Source organism: Campylobacter sp. 19-13652 (genome assembly GCF_019702925.1).
Lineage (GTDB): Bacteria > Campylobacterota > Campylobacteria > Campylobacterales > Campylobacteraceae > Campylobacter_A.
Genome location: NZ_AP024713.1, coordinates 321,437 through 338,495 on the forward strand (window position 1 = coordinate 321,437; position 17,059 = coordinate 338,495).

A 17,059-nucleotide genomic window follows, 5' to 3' on the forward strand; every position below is an offset into this window, starting at 1 on the left:
AATTTAAGCCTATTATTGCTAAAATAGAGCATTTAGCAAAGGGAGGTCGGTGTGAAACTTAAACGCAGGTACGTTTTAAAAGATAACTCGCTTGCCTCCTTTTTGGCTGATTGTGGCGTAGCTTTGACGCCTAAAATCACCACTCACACCTTTATTAACCCCACTTTAGGATATACAAAATCTGACAAAGAGTTTTTTAAATTTGAGCTAAACTCAAGCTTTAGCATAAGCAAGGACGAGTACAATAACGCCCTTTTAAAAAGCCAGACTTCATCTTTAAGTAAAAACCGAGCCAGCTTTTTTATAGATGAGAATTTATATCACATAGATGAGTATAGCGGCGAGCTTGCTGGGCTTTTTATGCTTGAGGTGGAGTTTGGTGATGAGATGGCTGGGCTTTATTTTAAGCTACCAAATTTCTTAGAAGGCTTTGCGCTAAAAGAGGTCAGTAGTGATAAATTTTTTAGCCAGTATTCGCTAAGTGTTTTTGGGTATTTTAATGGTAGCGATTTTAGTCTTAGGGATACTCTTTTGCGCATTTTGGCCACAGGTGCTGCGCCTTATGCGCCAAGGGGGCTTGATGGCTTAAATTCTTTACTACCTATACTTTTTAGCCTTATTTTGCCGCTTAGAAATTTAAATTTTTCAAATACAAAAGAGTGCTATGAGGCGCTTCTTGAGTCCTCTTTTATCTTGCGAGCCTTTGCTTCAAGCATCTTTGATGAGAGAGTGGCTTTGATTTTTAGTGATTCATTGGAGCGATTTGCTGAGCCTTTGATGAGCTTAACTTACACGGGTGATTTTTTAAAATACATAAACAAACAAAGCAAGAAAAAAGACAAAGACCAAAAGGAGAGCAAAAGTAGGCAGCTTAGCATACTTTTAAAAAAGGCAATCGCGTCCTTGCTTTTAAGTATTGAGAAGCATGACGTCTCTAGCGCGCTTAAAGATTATGAGCTGTTTTTAAGCGATGAGAGCGGATTTTATGCGGCTGGGCATAGCTTTGAGCGTTCCGAGATAATAGCTGCTAGGGTGCTTAGATTTTATCTAATATCTCTTATTAGGCTTTTAAATAAGCTTGATAGTCAAAAAGCAAATGCTGCCTTTTTCATGGCAGCAAATCATGCAAAAACAGCTATGATAATCCTAAAATATTTCTCTCATCAGTGGGTGAGTCTGCCTGTAAAAGAGCTAGAAAATTTATCCAAAAATCTAGAAAAACTTCGCCAAAGTGGCGCTTGGCTAGGGATTTTTATCCGCTCTCCTTATCAGCCTAAAAAGCTTCATTTAAAGCTTTTAAAACGCACTCAAAATTTAAGAAATAGGGTGCTTGAGAATAAATTTATAGCTATAAATGAGCTTAAGATGATGAATAAAAATTTAAAAATATATAAAAGGCCTTAAATGCAAAAGCAAGAAAAAATAGTAAAGATGTTTGACGCCATAGCTCCTACTTATGATGTGGCAAATAGAGTTTTAAGCCTAGGTATAGACATAAAGTGGCGGCGCGAGGCCTGTGAGTTTGCGCTTAGCGAGTACGCAAAAGATGACATTAGTATAGTTGATGTGGCTTGTGGGACTGGTGATATGATGAAAATTTGGCAAGACACAGCCAAAAAACAGGGCGTAAATATAAATAGCCTAATAGGCGTAGACCCCTCAAACGGCATGCTGGCAAAGGCGAGAGAGAAATTTAGTGACTTTAATTTTAAATTTATCGAAGCCTATGCGGATAATACCACGCTTAAAAGCGCAAGCGCAGACATACTTAGCATAAGTTATGGCATACGAAACGTAATCGAGCGAAAAGAGGCACTAAAAGAGTTTAATCGTGTGCTAAAAAACGATGGGCTTGTCGTGGTGCTTGAGTTTACTAGGCGTAGCAAAGAGGGGTTTATAAGCAGGCTTAGGGATTTTTACTTGCAAAAAATTCTACCAAAAATAGGCGGCTTTATCAGTAAAAATAAAGAGGCGTATGAGTATTTGCCAAACTCCATAGAGGGCTTTTTAGACGCTCAGACTTTTTGCGATGAGCTACGAATTTACGGCTTTGAGATAGTGTTTTGCAAGAGCTTTAGTGCGGATATTTCCACGCTTTTTGTCGCTAAAAAGATAAGAAATTGCTAAGCGTTACCCAGCTAAACGAGCAGGCAAAAGCTCTGCTTGAGACAAATTTTGGTCTTGTGGAGGTTAGGGGCGAGATAAGTCGTCTTACGCGCCATGCGAGCGGACATTGGTATTTTGTGCTAAAAGATGAGGGTGCAAGTGTAAGTGCCGCTATGTTTAAAAGTGCAAATTTAAAGGTGGGCTTTAGCGTTAAAGAGGGCTCTAAGGTCGTAGCGTATGCGAAGGTGTCTATGTATGTTCAAAGTGGTGCGTATCAGCTTGTAGTCTCTGCCCTGCGTCCTGATGGCGAGGGTGAGCTAGAAATGGCACTAAATGAATTAAAAGCAAAGCTTCGCGCCCAGGGGCTATTTGAGCCAGCGCGTAAAAAGCCACTACCAGTTCTGCCTATGCGAGTGGGCGTGGTTACCTCTGCTACTTCGGCTGCGCTTGCTGATATGATTAGGGTAGCAAGTAGCAGATGGGGGCTTGCAAAGCTTTATATACACGACTCACTTACTCAGGGTGCAGAAGCCCCAAGAGCTTTAATCTCTGTGCTAAAATCAGCTGATAAAATGGGCTATGACGCTATAGTCTTAGCTCGTGGTGGAGGGAGCAAGGAGGATTTGTGGTGCTTTAATGATGAGGAGCTAGCCCTTACAATTGCTTCTTTGCACACCCCAATAATTACAGGTATAGGACATGAGATAGATGAGAGTGTGGCTGATTTAGTCGCGGATTATCGCGCGTCAACGCCAACGGCTGCTATGAGTGCGCTTTTGCCTGACGCTGCGGGCGTGGCGCAGTATATAGATAGGCTAAGCGATGATATATCATCAGCCTTTGGTGCTAAGGTTTTAGCATGTAAAAACGCTATTGCTAGATTTGATTTTAATGGTGCGTTAAATTTAAAAATAGCCAAAAGCGAGGCCAGACTTTTGGCTATAAGCTCGAGATTTTTGCCGCAAGCCTTAGCTGCTCGCATTGAGGCAAAAGGCTCTTTGGTAAGCTCACTTGCCTCACGGCTAAATGGTGCTTTTGAGCGTAAAATTTTAAGCTTTGAGGCAAGGCTTGCTGGGCTTAAGGCTAGTTTTAGCACGTATGAAAGCTTTTATGAGGCTACTACTGACTTAATCGAGATTAGAAGTAATGGCAAAAAGATAAAGCTAGAGGAGCTAAAATCAGGCGATGAGGTGGTTTTAGTAGGACAAAATATAAGCAAAAAAGCGATAATAAAGGAGTGAAAATGAGAGTGATAAATTTTAGTGCAGGACCAAGTGCGTTGCCGCTTTGCGTTTTGCAAAAGGCCGAGAGCGAGTTTTTAAGTTTTAAAGGCAAGGGCTTTAGCATAATGGAAATAAGCCATCGCTCGGCTGTTTTTGACGAGGTTTATAAAAGCACCGTCGATAGCATAAAGCGTCTTTATGCACTAAGCGATGAGTATGAGGTGCTTTTTATGCAAGGTGGGGCAAGCCTTCAGTTTGCGCTAGCGCCGATGAATTTATCACAGGATAAGAGAGTTGAGTACGCAGATACTGGGGTATGGACACAAAAAGCCATAAAAGAGGTAAAAATTCAAGGCAAAGAGTGCGTTATAGTAGCCTCAAGTGAACAAGAGGCGTATAGCTATATCCCAGAGGTTAGCTTCTCAGATGATGCGGCATATGGCTATATCTGCTCAAATAATACCATATACGGCACGCAGTATCGCACCCTACCAGCCTCAAAGACCCCACTAGTAATTGACGCTAGTAGTGATGTATTATCATATCCTATTGATTTTAGTGGCTCAAACGTGGGAGTTCTTTTTGCTGGGGCGCAGAAAAACGCGGGCATTAGTGGCGTTACGCTAGTTATTATCCGCAAAGATATGCTAGAGCGCGTCCCTCAAAATCTCCCTACCATGCTTCGCTATGACACATATGCTAATAATCAGTCGATGTTTAACACTCCGCCGACATTTGCTATTTATATGCTAGGGCTTATTTGTGAGTGGATAGAGGGGCTAGGAGGTCTAGAGGCGGTAAAGGAGCGAAATGCTAAAAAGGCTTTTGAAATTTATAACGCTATAGATACTTCAGGCGGCTTTTATAAGGGGCATGCTAAAGAAAATAGTCGCTCAAATATGAACGTAAGCTTTAATATAGTTGCTAACCCTGCGCTTGAGCCAGTCTTTGTCGAAGAGGCGAGCAGGGCTGGAATGTTAGGGCTTAAGGGGCATAAGCACATAGGCGGCATACGTGCGTCGATTTATAACGCCATAACACCTAGTGAGGTGGAAACTTTAACCAAGTTTATGAGAGAATTTGTGCGTAAGCATGGTTAAACTTTTGTTTAGGCTTTGAATTGTGATACAATATAGCAAAAAGTAAAAGGTAGCGAAATAATGAAAAATTTAATCATCGTCGAGTCGCCTGCAAAAGCAAGAACTATAAAAAATTTCCTAGGTAAGGACTATGACGTCATAGCCAGTAAAGGGCATATAAGGGACCTGCCAAAGACAAGCTTTGGTATAAAAATAGAAAATGATGAGTTTATTCCAGAGTATCGTGTGAGTGCAGATCACTCAAAAATAGTCAAAGAGATAAAAGAGCTAGCAAAGTCAGCAGACGCCATATATCTAGCAACGGACGAGGATAGAGAGGGAGAGGCGATAGCCTATCACATAGCAAACGCCATCGGCAAAAAGGCTCAAAGCCTGCCTCGCATAGTCTTTCATGAGATTACTAAAAACGCAATAAACAAAGCCCTGCAAAATCCTCGCATAATTGACATGGATAGCGTAAATGCTCAGCAAGCACGCAGGCTTCTTGATCGCATCGTGGGCTATAAGCTAAGTCCACTACTAAGCCAGAAAATTCAAAAAGGGCTAAGCGCTGGACGCGTACAAAGCGCGGCGCTAAAGATAATTGTTGATAGAGAGCGCGAGATACGGGCGTTTGTACCTGTAAAATATTACAGCATAGACACTGTGTTTAAAAAGGACATTGACGCTGAGCTTGTTAAATTTGAGAATCAAAAGATAGAAAAGCTAACAATCACAAATGCTGAGCGTGCAGAATACATAGTCTCGACGCTTAAGAGCGAGAAATTTAGCGTAAGCGATCTAATCAGCAAGCAAAGAAAGACTCAGCCAAATCCACCGTTTATGACTTCTACACTTCAGCAAAGCGCCTCAAATGCGCTAGGCTTTAGCCCTAAAAAGACGATGATGTTAGCGCAAAGCCTTTATGAGGGTGTGCAGACACACGAGGGCTTTATGGGTGCGATTACTTATATGAGGACAGATAGTCTAAATATCGCAGCTGAGGCTATAAGTGCAGCTAGGGAGCTAATAGAGAGTGAATTTGGTGCGGACTATCTACCGCCAAAACCAAATTATTACTCCACAAGCTCAAAGGGTGCACAAGAGGCACATGAGGCGATACGTCCAACAAATTTAGTCTTTACACCAGAGATTGCTGCTAGATTTTTAGAAAAAGATCTGCTAAAACTTTATACATTAATATACAACCGTTTTTTGGCCTCTCAGATGAGTGCTTGCGTGAGCGAGACGCAAACTCTAGTTATAACAAGTCAAAGTGCAGAGCTAAAAGTGGGCGGCAAAAAGGTACTTTTTGACGGATTTTATAAGGTGTATGGTGATATGGATAAGGACAAACTCCTGCCAAATTTAAATATAGGCGATGAGCTAAGCTTGCAAAGCTTAAAAGCGAGCGAGCATTTTACAGAGCCGCCGACACGTTACTCTGAAGCTGGGCTGGTTAAAAAGCTAGAAAGCCTAGGAATCGGACGTCCATCGACATATGCGCCGACTATTTCGTTGCTTACAAGCCGCGATTATGTGCGTGTTGAGAAAAAGCAGCTTGTGCCAAATGAGGTCGCTTTTGATATGATTGATATGCTTGAAAAGCACTTTAGTAATATTGTAGATAGCGATTTTACTTCGAATTTAGAGCAGACGCTTGATAAAATAGCTGAGGCTAAGGCAAACTGGCAGGAGGTGCTAAATGACTTTTATCATCCATTTATGGAGCGCATAAAACACGGTAAAACCGACATAAAAAGCCTAAAAGTCGCCACTCCAATAGGCGAAAAATGCCCAGAATGTGGCGGTGAGCTAGTAAAGCGCAAGGGTAGATTTGGCGAGTTTGTGGCTTGTTCAAATTTTCCAAAATGCAAATACTCGCGCAATATAAAATCACAAAGCGAGGAGCAAGGCTCGCAAAAACCACAAAAAGAGCTGGTTACAATAGAGGCTCCTTGCCCAAAATGTGGTGGCGAGATAGTGCAGAGATTTAGCCGTAGAGGTAAGTTTTATGGCTGTAAAAACTATCCAAAATGTGATTTTATCTCAAATTACGAGCCAGTGGTAGAGGCCTGCCCTGAGTGCGGCGGACGAATGGTAAAAAAAGAGCTAAAAAGAGGGACATTTCACGAGTGCGTGGAGTGTAAATTTAAGCAACCTTTAGGAGAGCAGTGATGAAAATGGTAATGTTACGCGCGATTAGCTCGCTTTCAAGCGGTATATGTGGAGAGGATTGTGCGTACTGCACCCACCCAACGGGGGGTGCTTTATGAAAATGGTAATGCTTTGTGCGATTAGCTCGCTTTCAAGCGGTATATGTGGAGAGGATTGTGCGTACTGCACCCAAAACGCCAAAGTAAAAACAGACATCGACCGTTATGATATAAAAACTCCTGAGGCGGTGGTAAATGAGGCAAAGCGTGCTGCGGCAAATCATGCGCTGGGCTTTTGCCTAGTTACAAGCGGCGCTGGTCTAACTGACGCAAAAACTGAAAAAGTGGCAAGAATTGCTGCTGCCGTGCGAAAAGAGGTGCCAGGCTTAATGCTAATTGCCTGTAATGGACTAGCCAGCGAGCAACAGCTAAGAGAGCTAAAAAATGCTGGGGTATTTAGCTATAATCACAATTTAGAAACTAGCCGCGAGTTTTACCCACAAATCTGCACCACACATAGTTGGGATGAGCGGTGGCAGACAAATTTAAACGCCAAAGCTGCCGGGCTTGAGCTATGCTGCGGAGGAATTTATGGGCTAGGGGAGAGTGAGGCGGACAGGATAAGCATGAGAAAAAGTCTTGCCGAGCTAAAGCCATTTTCAAGTCCGATAAATTTTTTCATTTCAAATCCAAAGCTAAATCTCCAAGTCTCTCGCCTAAGTGCAGATGAGGCGCTTAATATAGTAAGCGATACGGTGCGAGAGCTGCCTGAGTGCAGGATCATGGTAGCTGGAGGGCGTGAGGTGGTGCTGGGAGAGCGTCAGTATGAGGCGCTTGAGCGTGGGGCTGCGGCTGTCGTTATAGGGGATTATCTCACGACAAAGGGCGAGGTAGCAAGCCGTGATATAGTAGAGCTACAAAAGCGGGGATATACTTTTGTTACCGAGTGCCACTAATGGATTAAGCATACTCATAACTCTTGCTTTTATCATTTTTGCCTCTCCTTATTTTTCCAGGCTTTTACGCATACCCATAGCGCCTATTGAGATAATGCTAGGCGCAGTGGCTGGGTATGCTGGGCTTATCGGACATAGTGATATATTTGAGCTAGTAAGCGAAGTGGGATTTTTCTACCTTATGTTTTTAGCTGGAACTGAGGTGGATTTGCGGATATTTTTTAGTGCGGATAAGGCTGTGCTTAAACGCGGATTAATCTATATATGTTTGCTTTATCTACTCTCTGCACTGCTTACTTTTGCGCTGGGGTTAAATCCACTTTTTATTATAATTATCCCACTTATGAGCGTGGGTATGGTTTTTACGCTGATTAAGGAGTATGGCAAGGATTTGGGCTGGTTAAGCCTAAGCATGCTAATAGGCTCAATCGGCGAGGTTATTAGCATTATGCTTTTGACATTTATTGCGGCTTATTTTCAGTTTGGTGCGAGTATAAATTTATGGCTAAATATCGCGTATTTAATCGCATTTTTAATCATCGCTGCATTTGGTTTTAAACTGCTTGATGTGCTTTTTTGGTGGTATCCAAAGATTAGGGTTATCCTGATGCCACATCACGATAAGGATGAAAAGGGCATTAGGCTTTGTATGGCGCTATTTTTTGCCGTGATTGCACTAATGCTTTATCTTGGGCTTGAGATAGCCTTTGGAGCGTTTATCGCAGGTAGCTTTATAGCGACATTTTTTGATCACAAAGAGGACTTGCCGCATAAGCTTAGCTCATTTGGCTTTGGCTTTTTGGTACCGACATTTTTTGTATATATAGGTTCTACTTTTAGTCTCGATGCACTTTTGCGTGATAGGGTGGCGCTTGATGCAGTGCTCATTAGCGTTGTGATGATAGGATTTCGCTTTATTTCTAGCTTTATATTTTTAAATTTATTAAAGTTTAAGGGTATTGCGCTTTATGCCCTATCTCACTCTATGCCGCTTACTTTAATCATAGCTGTTGCTACCATAGCACACAAAACAGGAGATATTAGTGAGAATTTTTATTACTCTTTCATACTTGCAGCCCTTTTGCAGGCTATAATATCTATGATAAGTATAAAATTGCTTATGAATACAAATAAGGGGGCAAGATGTCAAACACAGTAACTCTAACGGATAACAGAACAGGCGCAAGCTATGAATTTCCGATACTTGATGGCACAAAAGGACCGAGTGTTATAGATATTTCTACGCTTTTTACTCAAACTGGCATGTTTACTTTTGACCGAGGATACACAAGTACTGCGATGTGTCGTAGCTCTATTACATTTATAGATGGGCAGAAGGGCGAGCTTTTACACAGGGGTTATGACATAGCCTATCTGGCTGAAAATCATACCTTTTTAGAGGTGTCTTATTTGCTTTTAAATAAAAAGTTGCCAAACGCACATGAGCTTGAGGCTTTTAGACTTGAGATGAAAAAGCGTTCATTTATTCATGAGGGTATGATGAAAATTTTTGATGCTTTTCCTGATAAGTCTCATCCTATGGCGATTTTGCAGGCTGCTGTGGCGTCGCTTAGCTCATTTTATCCAGATCACTTAAACGCAAACAAGCCTGAGGAATTTCACGAAATGGCTATGCGAATAATCGCCAAAATGCCGACAATTGCAGCATTTAGTTATCGCTTTAAAAAGGGCATTCCTATCATATACCCAAACCTAGACCGCGGCTTTACGGAGAATTTTTTATACATGCTACGCTCATATCCTTATGAACATGTGGACTTAAAGCCTATTGAAGTCAAGGCGCTTGATACGGTGTTTATGCTACATATCGACCACGAGCAAAATGCCTCTACTACGACTGTTCGTACGGTTGGTAGCACCCATGCACATCCATATGCGTGCATAGCAGCTGGTATAGGTGCACTATGGGGACACGCCCATGGTGGTGCAAATGAGGGTGTTATACGTCAGCTTGAGGCGATCGGCACGCTTGATAATGTTGATAAATTTATTGCTAGAGCAAAGGATAAAAATGACCCATTCCGCTTGATGGGCTTTGGACATAGGGTGTATAAGAACTTCGACCCACGTGCAAAGGTACTTAAGAAAATGTGCGCTCAACTAATTGATGAGATAGGTATTGATTCCGAGCTTTTAAAGGTAGCTAGACGCATAGAGGAGATAGCACTAAGTGATGAGTATTTTATCAGTAGAAATTTATATCCAAATGTCGACTTTTACAGCGGACTTATCTTAAAGGCGCTTGGTATTCCAAATGACATGTTTGCGGTGATTTTTGTCATAGGTAGGGTTAGTGGCTGGATAAGTCAGCTAATCGAGTTAAAAGAGCAAGATAGCATAAAAATAGTCCGCCCTAGACAGCTTTATGTTGGCGAAAGTAATAGGGTGTAGATGAATAGCCTGTTAAAACTTGCTAAGAAAGCAGCCGTTGAGGCTGGGCGAGCCATCATGTTTGAGTATGATAAGTCCTTTAGTGTAAGGCTAAAGGGCGATCGCTCGCCAGTAACGAGTGCTGATCTTGCTGCAAATGATAAAATTTATGAGATACTCTCTGCTAGTGGCATTTCTATTTGTTCTGAGGAGAGCGTGCTAGAGACTAGACAGAGGCAGGAGGCGGAGATTTTTTGGCTTGTTGATCCGCTTGATGGGACGAAAGAATTTATCGATAAAAATGGCGATTTTTGCGTGTGTATAGCTTTGATCGAGGCTGGCAAGGCGGTGCTTGGCGTTATATTTGTACCTACGACGGCCGAGCTTTTTTACGCTTCTAGCGCTGGCGTTTTTATGGAGCGACTAGGGGCTGGATATGGGCTTTTGGAGATTTTAAATTTAAACAAATCTGCCAAAAATGAGAAAAATATCTACCTTTCAAGACGTAGTAAAAACGCAGTAGGCAAGGAAATAGCTAGTACGCTCGGACTTAAAACGCACACCATAGGCTCGGCCATAAAGTTTGCTCGCCTAGTGCAAAATGGCGGAGCATATGTGCGCATAAGCCCAAGCTATATCTGGGATAACGCAGCTGGCGATGCGCTCGTGCGCCTAAGTGGGGGCGTGGTACTAGACGCTGATAGCCTAGAGCCGATTAATTATGCCAGCAAGAGCTTAAAAAGTCCTCATTTTATCTGCCTAAGCAAGGATATGACCTTTTTACTCGATGATATAGTCTCCATTGTGGGTAGATTTAACCTTAAAAGCTAGGCTTAGCTTAGAGCTATTTTGTGGCAGCTTTGGTTTTTCTATGTCAAATTATTAGGCTTTGTTTCTGCTTGAAATTTATGCCATTATTGCTTGTTGTAGAGTTTGTTTAATTTAAATTTTTGGATACATTTAAGAAAAATGCTATATCTATAAAAACTTTCAACGATTTAAATTTGTGTCTGACGTTTATTGATTATTATCCCCCCCCCCCCTGTTTATTGTGCTACGGAGCTTGAGTTTTGGTGAGTTTAATTATGAAATTTTACGGTGCAACTTAATTATCCATAAAATCGGCTTTTTATAATTATAGGATAATCAATTAAAATAATTTAAGATTTCATTAAATAATAGTATTTAATTATTATTTATGCTTTTTAAAAAATTTAGATTTTTAGCATAGAGCTTTAAGGTTAAAATATAGCTAGATAAATGGCTAAATTTCATGATAATTTTTTGGTGTTTTTATGTTAAATTTATCTTAATATTAAGGTTTTAATGCTTGAGCGATAAACAATTAATAGCTTGAGGTATTAAAATTTAGCTATTCAAACAAATAATGTTGTTTTTAATTACAAATTTAAGCCATAGTATAAGTCTAGCACCACCAATTGCTATTATCGCCATAGTATATAGCGTCATAAAATTTTTGGTACTTTTGCAGGTGCTTGACACGTTAACCCACTCGCATACGTGACTAGGACTTAACTTTAAAATTTACAAAGCAATACTATTGTTTAAAAGAGTCTAAAATTTTTTAAATACCGAGACCATTAAACGAATAATCTTATTATTTTTGCGTAGCTTTAGTAGAAAATATGCAATCTTGTTAAAGTTGGTAGAGCTTTGAATTTAAAATTAAGGCTATCAAAGCCCAGCTGCTAGCATTGCCTCTGCTTGATGGTGAGCTATTAGAGGGTCTATTATTTCGTCAAATAACCCCCCAGCCATTATCGCATCAAGTCTGTATAGAGTGAGGTTTATGCGATGGTCGCTTATTCTGTTTTGTGGGAAGTTGTACGTGCGTATACGTCCGCTTCTATCGCCTGTGCCGACTTGACTTTTGCGCTCGCTACTTTCTTTTTCAAGTCGCTCGGCTTCTTGCATTTCATAAAGTCTAGCCTTTAGGACTTTCATGGCAGCTTCTTTGTTTTTATGCTGAGATTTACCGTCTTGGTTGGTTACGACTATACCTGTTGGTATGTGTGTAATTCGTACGGCGCTATCTGTAGTGTTTACACTCTGTCCGCCGTGCCCGCTTGAACGCATGACATCAATTCTTAAATCATTCGGATTTATCTGTATCTCGCTGTCTTCTACCTCTGGCATTATTGCCACAGTTACTGCGCTTGTGTGCACTCTGCCTTGGCTTTCAGTTTCTGGGACACGTTGTACCCTGTGAGTGCCACCTTCGTATTTTAGTCTAGAGTATGCACCACTGCCTTTTATTAGCAGGATTATCTCCTTAAATCCTCCTACACTTCCCTCGCTTTGGCTTACGATTTCATATTTATAGCCTCTAGCTTCGGCATATCTGATATACGCACCAAAAAGATCTCCGACAAATAAAGCCGCCTCATCTCCGCCTGTACCAGCTCGAATCTCTAAAAATATATTCTTATCGTCATTTGGATCTTTTGGTAGAAGTAGGATTTTAATCTCGTTTTCTAGCTCGTCTTTACGTGCCTCGGCCGATTTTAGCTCATCTTTTGCGAGTTCGCCGAGCTCAGGATCTGTTAGCAACGCTTTGTTGCTTTCTATGTCATCTAAGGTTTGTAGGTACTCTTGTGCGACTTCTTTTATCGGTTCTATGCTTGCCTGCTCTTTTGAGAGCTTTGTCATCTTTTCTATGTCATTGATGATAGCTGGATCGCTAAGGAGAGAGTTTATCTCGGCATAGCGATCCAAAAATGGCTTAAGTTTATCGGCAAGCATTATGGGTTATTAGGCTACTTTTAGAGTATTTACAAGTTGTGCTAGGCGGCTTACACGGCGTGAAGCTGTTTGCTTTTTCAAAAATCCACGACTTACGAAGCTATGAATGCTTTTGTTTGCTACTTTTAGTGCTTCTGTAGCAGCACTTAGGTCTTTTGCTTCAACTGCTACGCGTACCGCTTTTGTTATATTTTTAAGTCTTGTGCGGTAGAATCTATTTCGCTCAGTTTTTTTAATAGTCTGTCTTGCTCTTTTTTCAGCAGATTTGTGGTTTGCCATAACTTACCTTTATTTTTGATAATTTTAGTCGGCAATTATATACAAAATAAATTTAATTATAGCTTAATTTAAGCCTATTTTAAAGCTTAGTTATAAAAGCAAATTTAAATTAACTTCTGCTATAATTTAGCTTTAATATTTAAATTTAAGGAAAAATGTAGAATTATGAAGCTTTTTGGCACAGATGGAGTAAGAGCTATGGCCGGAAAAGAGCTAAGTGCAAACGTGGCTATGCGCCTAGCTATGGCAGCTGGCATATATTTTCGCAAATATTCGGTAACAAATACCATAATGCTAGGAAAAGATACGAGAAAAAGTGGCTATATGATAGAAACGGCCATAGTTGCAGGGCTTACTTCGGTGGGGTATAATGTGCTACAAATTGGTCCTATGCCGACCCCTGCGGTGGCGTTTTTAACAGAGGATATGCGCTGTGATGCGGGCATAATGATAAGCGCAAGCCACAATCCATACTACGATAATGGCATTAAATTCTTTGATAGCAAAGGCAACAAGCTAGATGCTAGCGTAGAGAGTGAAATAGAAAAAATTTATAATGATGACGAAATTATTAAAAACTCCCTAAAAAGTGGCAGCGAAATAGGCGCGAATAAGCGCATAGATGATGTCATCGGACGCTATATCGTAAGTATTAAAAACTCCTTTCCAAAAGAGCTAACCCTAAAGGGTGTGAGGATAGTCCTAGATGTGGCAAATGGTGCTGCTTACCGCGTCGCACCTACTGTTTTTAAGGAGCTTGGTGCTGATGTGATAGTCATAAATGACAAGCCAAACGGACTAAATATAAATGAGGAGTGCGGTGCACTTCACCCACAAAATCTCGCAAGCGAAGTGGTACGACTGCGTGCTGATATAGGCTTTGCGTTTGATGGGGATGCTGATAGGCTTGTAGTGATTGATGAGTGTGGTGAGGTAGTACATGGAGATAGTTTGTTGGGTGCACTTGGGCTTTGGCTGGCTAAAAAGGGCGATCTAAAAGGTGGTGCGATGGTAGCAACTATAATGAGTAACGCTGCTCTTGATGATGCGCTAGGTGATGTGGGATGCAGGCTTTATCGCAGTGGTGTGGGCGATAAGCTCGTGCTTGATCTTATGCGCGAAAAAGGTGTAAACTTTGGCGGAGAGCAGAGCGGGCATATTATATTTAGCGATTTTGCAAAGACTGGAGATGGCGTAGTTTCGGCACTGCAAGTAGCTGCCATGATGTTAAAAACTGGCAAAAAAGCAAGTGAAATTTTTAACGTCATTAAGCCATATCCGCAGATTTTGATAAATTTAAAAGTATCACAAAAAGTGCCTCTAAGCGAGATAGCTGGGCTTGGCGAGCTTGAGGAAAAATGCATCAAAATGGGCGTACGTACGCTGTTTCGATACTCTGGGACGGAGCCGCTTATTAGGCTTTTAGTAGAGGGTAAAAACGAACAATCTGTACAAGAGGCCGCAAATATTGCGCGCGAGTTTTTCGCAAAAGCGCTTGTGTGAAGGCGGATTTTATGGGGGTTAAATTTATCCTCGCTTTTTTTGCGGTTTTAGCGATAGATCAGGGCGTAAAGCAGCTTTTTTTAGGTGGCTTTAGATACGATGGGGAGTTTATCTCGCTTGTGCTTGTCTTTAATGACGGCGTTGCATTTTCTATGCTTTCAAGCCTTGGGGAGTGGCTCAAATACATTCAGCTATCACTTGTTGGAGCTATAATCTGCTATCTATTTTATGAAAGAAAGCTCTTAAGAGAGTATGCCATAGCAATAGGCGTGCTTTTAGGAAGTGGTGCGTCAAATATACTTGATAGATTTATCCATGGTGGTGTGGTTGATTATGTCTTTTGGCACAAGTGGTTTAATTTTGCAGTCTTTAACCTAGCAGACGTTTTAATAGACTTAAGTGTTGCATATATCCTAATATCAAGTCTAAAAAGGAGAAAAAATGGCTGAGTATTATCTTTATTTTAAATTCCTGCATTACATATTTTTCGTTTCGTGGATGGCAGTGCTATTTTATCAGCCTAGGCTTTATGTTTATCATGCCGAAAATTCTTCAAAGCCTGATTTTATCAAAGTCGTAGAGGTCATGGAGTATAAGATGTATCAATACATCGGCTATCCAGCGCTTATTGGAAGCTTCGTTACTGGCGCGCTTATATTAGCGGCTATGCCAGAGCTTTTAAAGACGGGGCATATACATTTAAAGCTCCTTGTCGTGGTGCTTTTGGCGGCTTATCATTTTAGTTTGGGGTATTATATGAAGGCGTTAAAAAACGGCACCTGTAAAAGAGATGGTATGTTTTTTAGAGCTTATAATGAAGTTCCAACAGTCGCACTTATTGTGATTATTTGGGTGATGATAGTAGATCCGTTTTAGTGCTATTTTACTTTAAATTTATATTTTTAACGCTTTACTTTTATCTGTAAAGTGGGACAAAATTTAAATTTTTTACTAAAAGTAATTGCAATAAATTTGCTAAAATCAAGCTGGTTTTAGTAGAGCAAAATGGTGTTTGGCTTTTATTTAAGCCAACAAGAGTAGTAATCGTTAAGATAGCCCTTAAAATTAAGGGCGACAAACCAGCTAGGCTCAGGCATAAAATATAGCAAAAGCTAGATTGCTATGCAAAAAGGCGGTGCAAATAAGGTAAAATTATGTCTTTGACGGCATGAGGCAAGACCAAATTTGTGCTTAAAGCTGCTTAGACTGTCCTTATTGTGTAGTCTCTGACGCACCATAGCTTTTAGGAGTGATTTTATACACTCCGTTTTTAATGCGCTTTAGAATTTTTACCGATTTTAGGGCGTTAAGTGTGGCGATGACGGTTGGTTTGCTGGAGTTTGAAAGCTCCATAATTTCAGCTATATTTAAGCGAATTAGCCCATCGTCATCGGCGTTTTTGGCTAGGACTTTTATCACTTCTAGCTTTTTAATCCCTAAAACCGCCCCCAGCATCTCATCATAAAACTTAAGGCTTAAAGCTTCGTAATAATCGCTGCTATCCATACAAACCCAACGAAAAAATTGCCTATCATCACAGCTGCGCTACCTGCGTCTTTTGCATGTTTTGCTAGCTCATGATAGTCGTTTGTTACTAGATCTACCACGCGCTCAACGGCTGAGTTTACGCACTCAAGAGCTAGTACAAAAACCTGCGCTGTGATGATTAAGATATTATAAACGCTATCAAATTTAAACCAAAAAAGCAAGAGTGTCAAAACGCTAAAAATAGCCACCTCAAGCCTAAAACTCTTTTCGCTTTTATAAATTTGCGCTAGCCCAGCCCTTGCGTAGGCAAAGTTGCTAAAAAATGAATACTTAGGCTTCACACAAGCCCTTTTAAATCTATCTCAATCCCCACAGGGCAGTGATCTGAGCCTGTTATATCACTTAGGATAAATGCGTCTTTTAGCCTATCTTTTAGTCCTGCTGAGATGAAAAAATAATCAATCCTCCAGCCCACGTTTTTAGCTCTTGCATTAAAGCGATAGCTCCACCACGAATAAGCGTCCGCCACATCGCCATTTATCTGCCTAAAAGTGTCAACAAATCCATGCTCTAACACCCTGTCTATCCACGCCCTTTCAATAGGCAAAAAGCCCGAAGTTTTGGAGTTTGCCTTTGGGTTTTTTAGATCTATTTCGCGGTGAGCGGTATTTACATCGCCGCAGAAAATCACGTGCTTGCCGCTTTTTAAAATTTCATCACAGTAGGCTAGGAATTTATCATAAAAGTCCATTTTATACGCAAGCCGCCCATCATCTTTTTGTCCGTTTGGAAAGTAGATGTTAAAAAGCACCACATCGCCAAATCTATGTTCTAGCACACGCCCCTCATCATCGTCGTTAAACTGCGATTTTAGGCTTACGGCGTCAAATTTAGCCAGGCTCATCACCCCAGAGTATCCAGCGCGAGCGGCTGAGTTTACACTTATGTCTTTAAAGCCAAGTTCATACATCTGCTTTGGTACGTTATCCTCGCTTACTTTTATCTCTTGTAGCCCTATAAAATCAGGATTTTGCTCGCTTAGCCAGCTAAAGCCGTCCTTGCCTACAACAGCCCTTAGTCCGTTTACATTCCAGCTTATTAGTTTCATTATATCT

General features: G+C 41.0%; 17 protein-coding genes. 12 read left to right on the forward strand and 5 right to left on the reverse strand.

The genetic code is table 11. The features are described 5' to 3' along the window. The first annotated feature begins 51 nt into the window (after window positions 1-51). From LBC_RS01470 to LBC_RS01510, 9 genes are all read left to right on the forward strand, one after another. Window positions 52-1,404 (forward strand): hypothetical protein, encoded by a 1,353-nt coding sequence (locus LBC_RS01470; protein ID WP_221254359.1) that lies wholly within the window; start codon window positions 52-54, stop codon window positions 1,402-1,404. Continuing rightward, window positions 1,405-2,127, forward strand: coding sequence for a bifunctional demethylmenaquinone methyltransferase/2-methoxy-6-polyprenyl-1,4-benzoquinol methylase UbiE (gene ubiE / locus LBC_RS01475; RefSeq protein WP_221254360.1), 723 nt, complete (start codon window positions 1,405-1,407; stop codon window positions 2,125-2,127). It begins immediately after the preceding gene. Beyond that, window positions 2,121-3,347 (forward strand): exodeoxyribonuclease VII large subunit, encoded by a 1,227-nt coding sequence (gene xseA / locus LBC_RS01480; RefSeq protein WP_221254361.1) that lies wholly within the window; start codon window positions 2,121-2,123, stop codon window positions 3,345-3,347. Before ubiE ends, xseA begins: the two co-directional genes overlap by 7 nt. Window positions 3,348-3,349: 2 nt before the next feature. Next, the gene (gene serC, locus LBC_RS01485; RefSeq protein ID WP_221254362.1) at window positions 3,350-4,429 is read left to right on the forward strand and encodes a 3-phosphoserine/phosphohydroxythreonine transaminase; all 1,080 of its coding nucleotides are present in this window, start codon (window positions 3,350-3,352) and stop codon (window positions 4,427-4,429) included. Between the two features lie 57 nt (window positions 4,430-4,486). Further along, window positions 4,487-6,586, forward strand: a complete 2,100-nt coding sequence (gene topA / locus LBC_RS01490) for a type I DNA topoisomerase (protein WP_221254917.1) — start codon at window positions 4,487-4,489, stop codon at window positions 6,584-6,586. Between the two features lie 94 nt (window positions 6,587-6,680). Then, window positions 6,681-7,520 (forward strand): biotin synthase, encoded by an 840-nt coding sequence (locus tag LBC_RS01495; protein WP_221254363.1) that lies wholly within the window; start codon window positions 6,681-6,683, stop codon window positions 7,518-7,520. After that, a complete protein-coding gene (locus LBC_RS01500) occupies window positions 7,501-8,679 on the forward strand; it encodes a cation:proton antiporter (RefSeq protein WP_221254364.1) in 1,179 nt (392 codons plus the stop codon). Before LBC_RS01495 ends, LBC_RS01500 begins: the two co-directional genes overlap by 20 nt. Further along, window positions 8,664-9,932, forward strand: a complete 1,269-nt coding sequence (locus LBC_RS01505; RefSeq protein WP_221254365.1) for a citrate synthase — start codon at window positions 8,664-8,666, stop codon at window positions 9,930-9,932. Before LBC_RS01500 ends, LBC_RS01505 begins: the two co-directional genes overlap by 16 nt. After that, a complete protein-coding gene (locus LBC_RS01510; RefSeq protein WP_221254366.1) occupies window positions 9,933-10,742 on the forward strand; it encodes a 3'(2'),5'-bisphosphate nucleotidase CysQ in 810 nt (269 codons plus the stop codon). Window positions 10,743-11,606: 864 nt separating this feature from the next. On the opposite strand, the gene prfA is transcribed toward LBC_RS01510, so the two are convergent. Both prfA and rpsT read right to left on the reverse strand, forming a co-directional pair. After that, a complete protein-coding gene (gene prfA / locus LBC_RS01515; protein ID WP_221254367.1) occupies window positions 11,607-12,674 on the reverse strand; it encodes a peptide chain release factor 1 in 1,068 nt (355 codons plus the stop codon). A gap of 9 nt (window positions 12,675-12,683) precedes the next feature. Further along, the gene (gene rpsT, locus LBC_RS01520) at window positions 12,684-12,953 is read right to left on the reverse strand and encodes a 30S ribosomal protein S20 (protein WP_221254368.1); all 270 of its coding nucleotides are present in this window, start codon (window positions 12,951-12,953) and stop codon (window positions 12,684-12,686) included. Window positions 12,954-13,118: 165 nt separating this feature from the next. Between rpsT and glmM the strand changes: the two genes are divergently transcribed. The 3 genes from glmM to hemJ are packed head-to-tail and all read left to right on the forward strand — an operon-like array spanning window position 13,119 to window position 15,332. Continuing rightward, window positions 13,119-14,456: a phosphoglucosamine mutase gene (glmM, locus tag LBC_RS01525; protein ID WP_221254369.1), complete on the forward strand. Its 1,338-nt coding sequence runs from the start codon at window positions 13,119-13,121 to the stop codon at window positions 14,454-14,456. 11 nt (window positions 14,457-14,467) lie between these two features. Then, window positions 14,468-14,905: a signal peptidase II gene (lspA, locus tag LBC_RS01530; RefSeq protein ID WP_221254918.1), complete on the forward strand. Its 438-nt coding sequence runs from the start codon at window positions 14,468-14,470 to the stop codon at window positions 14,903-14,905. Continuing rightward, window positions 14,898-15,332 (forward strand): protoporphyrinogen oxidase HemJ, encoded by a 435-nt coding sequence (hemJ, locus tag LBC_RS01535; RefSeq protein WP_221254370.1) that lies wholly within the window; start codon window positions 14,898-14,900, stop codon window positions 15,330-15,332. Before lspA ends, hemJ begins: the two co-directional genes overlap by 8 nt. A gap of 336 nt (window positions 15,333-15,668) precedes the next feature. Here hemJ and LBC_RS01540 read toward each other — a convergent pair whose 3' ends face one another. Genes LBC_RS01540 through LBC_RS01550 form a run of 3 tightly spaced genes read right to left on the reverse strand, consistent with a single transcriptional unit; the run spans window position 15,669 to window position 17,052 of the window. Beyond that, window positions 15,669-15,962 (reverse strand): replication/maintenance protein RepL, encoded by a 294-nt coding sequence (locus LBC_RS01540; RefSeq protein ID WP_221254371.1) that lies wholly within the window; start codon window positions 15,960-15,962, stop codon window positions 15,669-15,671. Then, on the reverse strand, window positions 15,932-16,285 hold the full coding sequence (locus LBC_RS01545) for a diacylglycerol kinase (RefSeq protein WP_221254372.1): 354 nt from the start codon (window positions 16,283-16,285) through the stop codon (window positions 15,932-15,934). The genes LBC_RS01540 and LBC_RS01545 overlap by 31 nt, the downstream gene beginning before the upstream one ends. Then, a complete protein-coding gene (locus LBC_RS01550; protein WP_221254373.1) occupies window positions 16,282-17,052 on the reverse strand; it encodes an exodeoxyribonuclease III in 771 nt (256 codons plus the stop codon). The genes LBC_RS01545 and LBC_RS01550 overlap by 4 nt, the downstream gene beginning before the upstream one ends. Window positions 17,053-17,059 lie beyond the last annotated feature (7 nt).

Coding starts and splice junctions, on each gene's coding strand:
- LBC_RS01540 (WP_221254371.1), bottom strand. CDS start 15,962: ATGGATAGCAGCGATTATTACGAAGCTTTAAGCCTTAAGTTTTATGAT.
- hemJ (WP_221254370.1), top strand. CDS start 14,898: ATGGCTGAGTATTATCTTTATTTTAAATTCCTGCATTACATATTTTTC.
- glmM (WP_221254369.1), top strand. CDS start 13,119: ATGAAGCTTTTTGGCACAGATGGAGTAAGAGCTATGGCCGGAAAAGAG.
- rpsT (WP_221254368.1), bottom strand. CDS start 12,953: ATGGCAAACCACAAATCTGCTGAAAAAAGAGCAAGACAGACTATTAAA.
- LBC_RS01505 (WP_221254365.1), top strand. CDS start 8,664: ATGTCAAACACAGTAACTCTAACGGATAACAGAACAGGCGCAAGCTAT.
- serC (WP_221254362.1), top strand. CDS start 3,350: ATGAGAGTGATAAATTTTAGTGCAGGACCAAGTGCGTTGCCGCTTTGC.
- LBC_RS01495 (WP_221254363.1), top strand. CDS start 6,681: ATGAAAATGGTAATGCTTTGTGCGATTAGCTCGCTTTCAAGCGGTATA.
- lspA (WP_221254918.1), top strand. CDS start 14,468: ATGGGGGTTAAATTTATCCTCGCTTTTTTTGCGGTTTTAGCGATAGAT.
- ubiE (WP_221254360.1), top strand. CDS start 1,405: ATGCAAAAGCAAGAAAAAATAGTAAAGATGTTTGACGCCATAGCTCCT.
- LBC_RS01510 (WP_221254366.1), top strand. CDS start 9,933: ATGAATAGCCTGTTAAAACTTGCTAAGAAAGCAGCCGTTGAGGCTGGG.
- prfA (WP_221254367.1), bottom strand. CDS start 12,674: ATGCTTGCCGATAAACTTAAGCCATTTTTGGATCGCTATGCCGAGATA.
- LBC_RS01550 (WP_221254373.1), bottom strand. CDS start 17,052: ATGAAACTAATAAGCTGGAATGTAAACGGACTAAGGGCTGTTGTAGGC.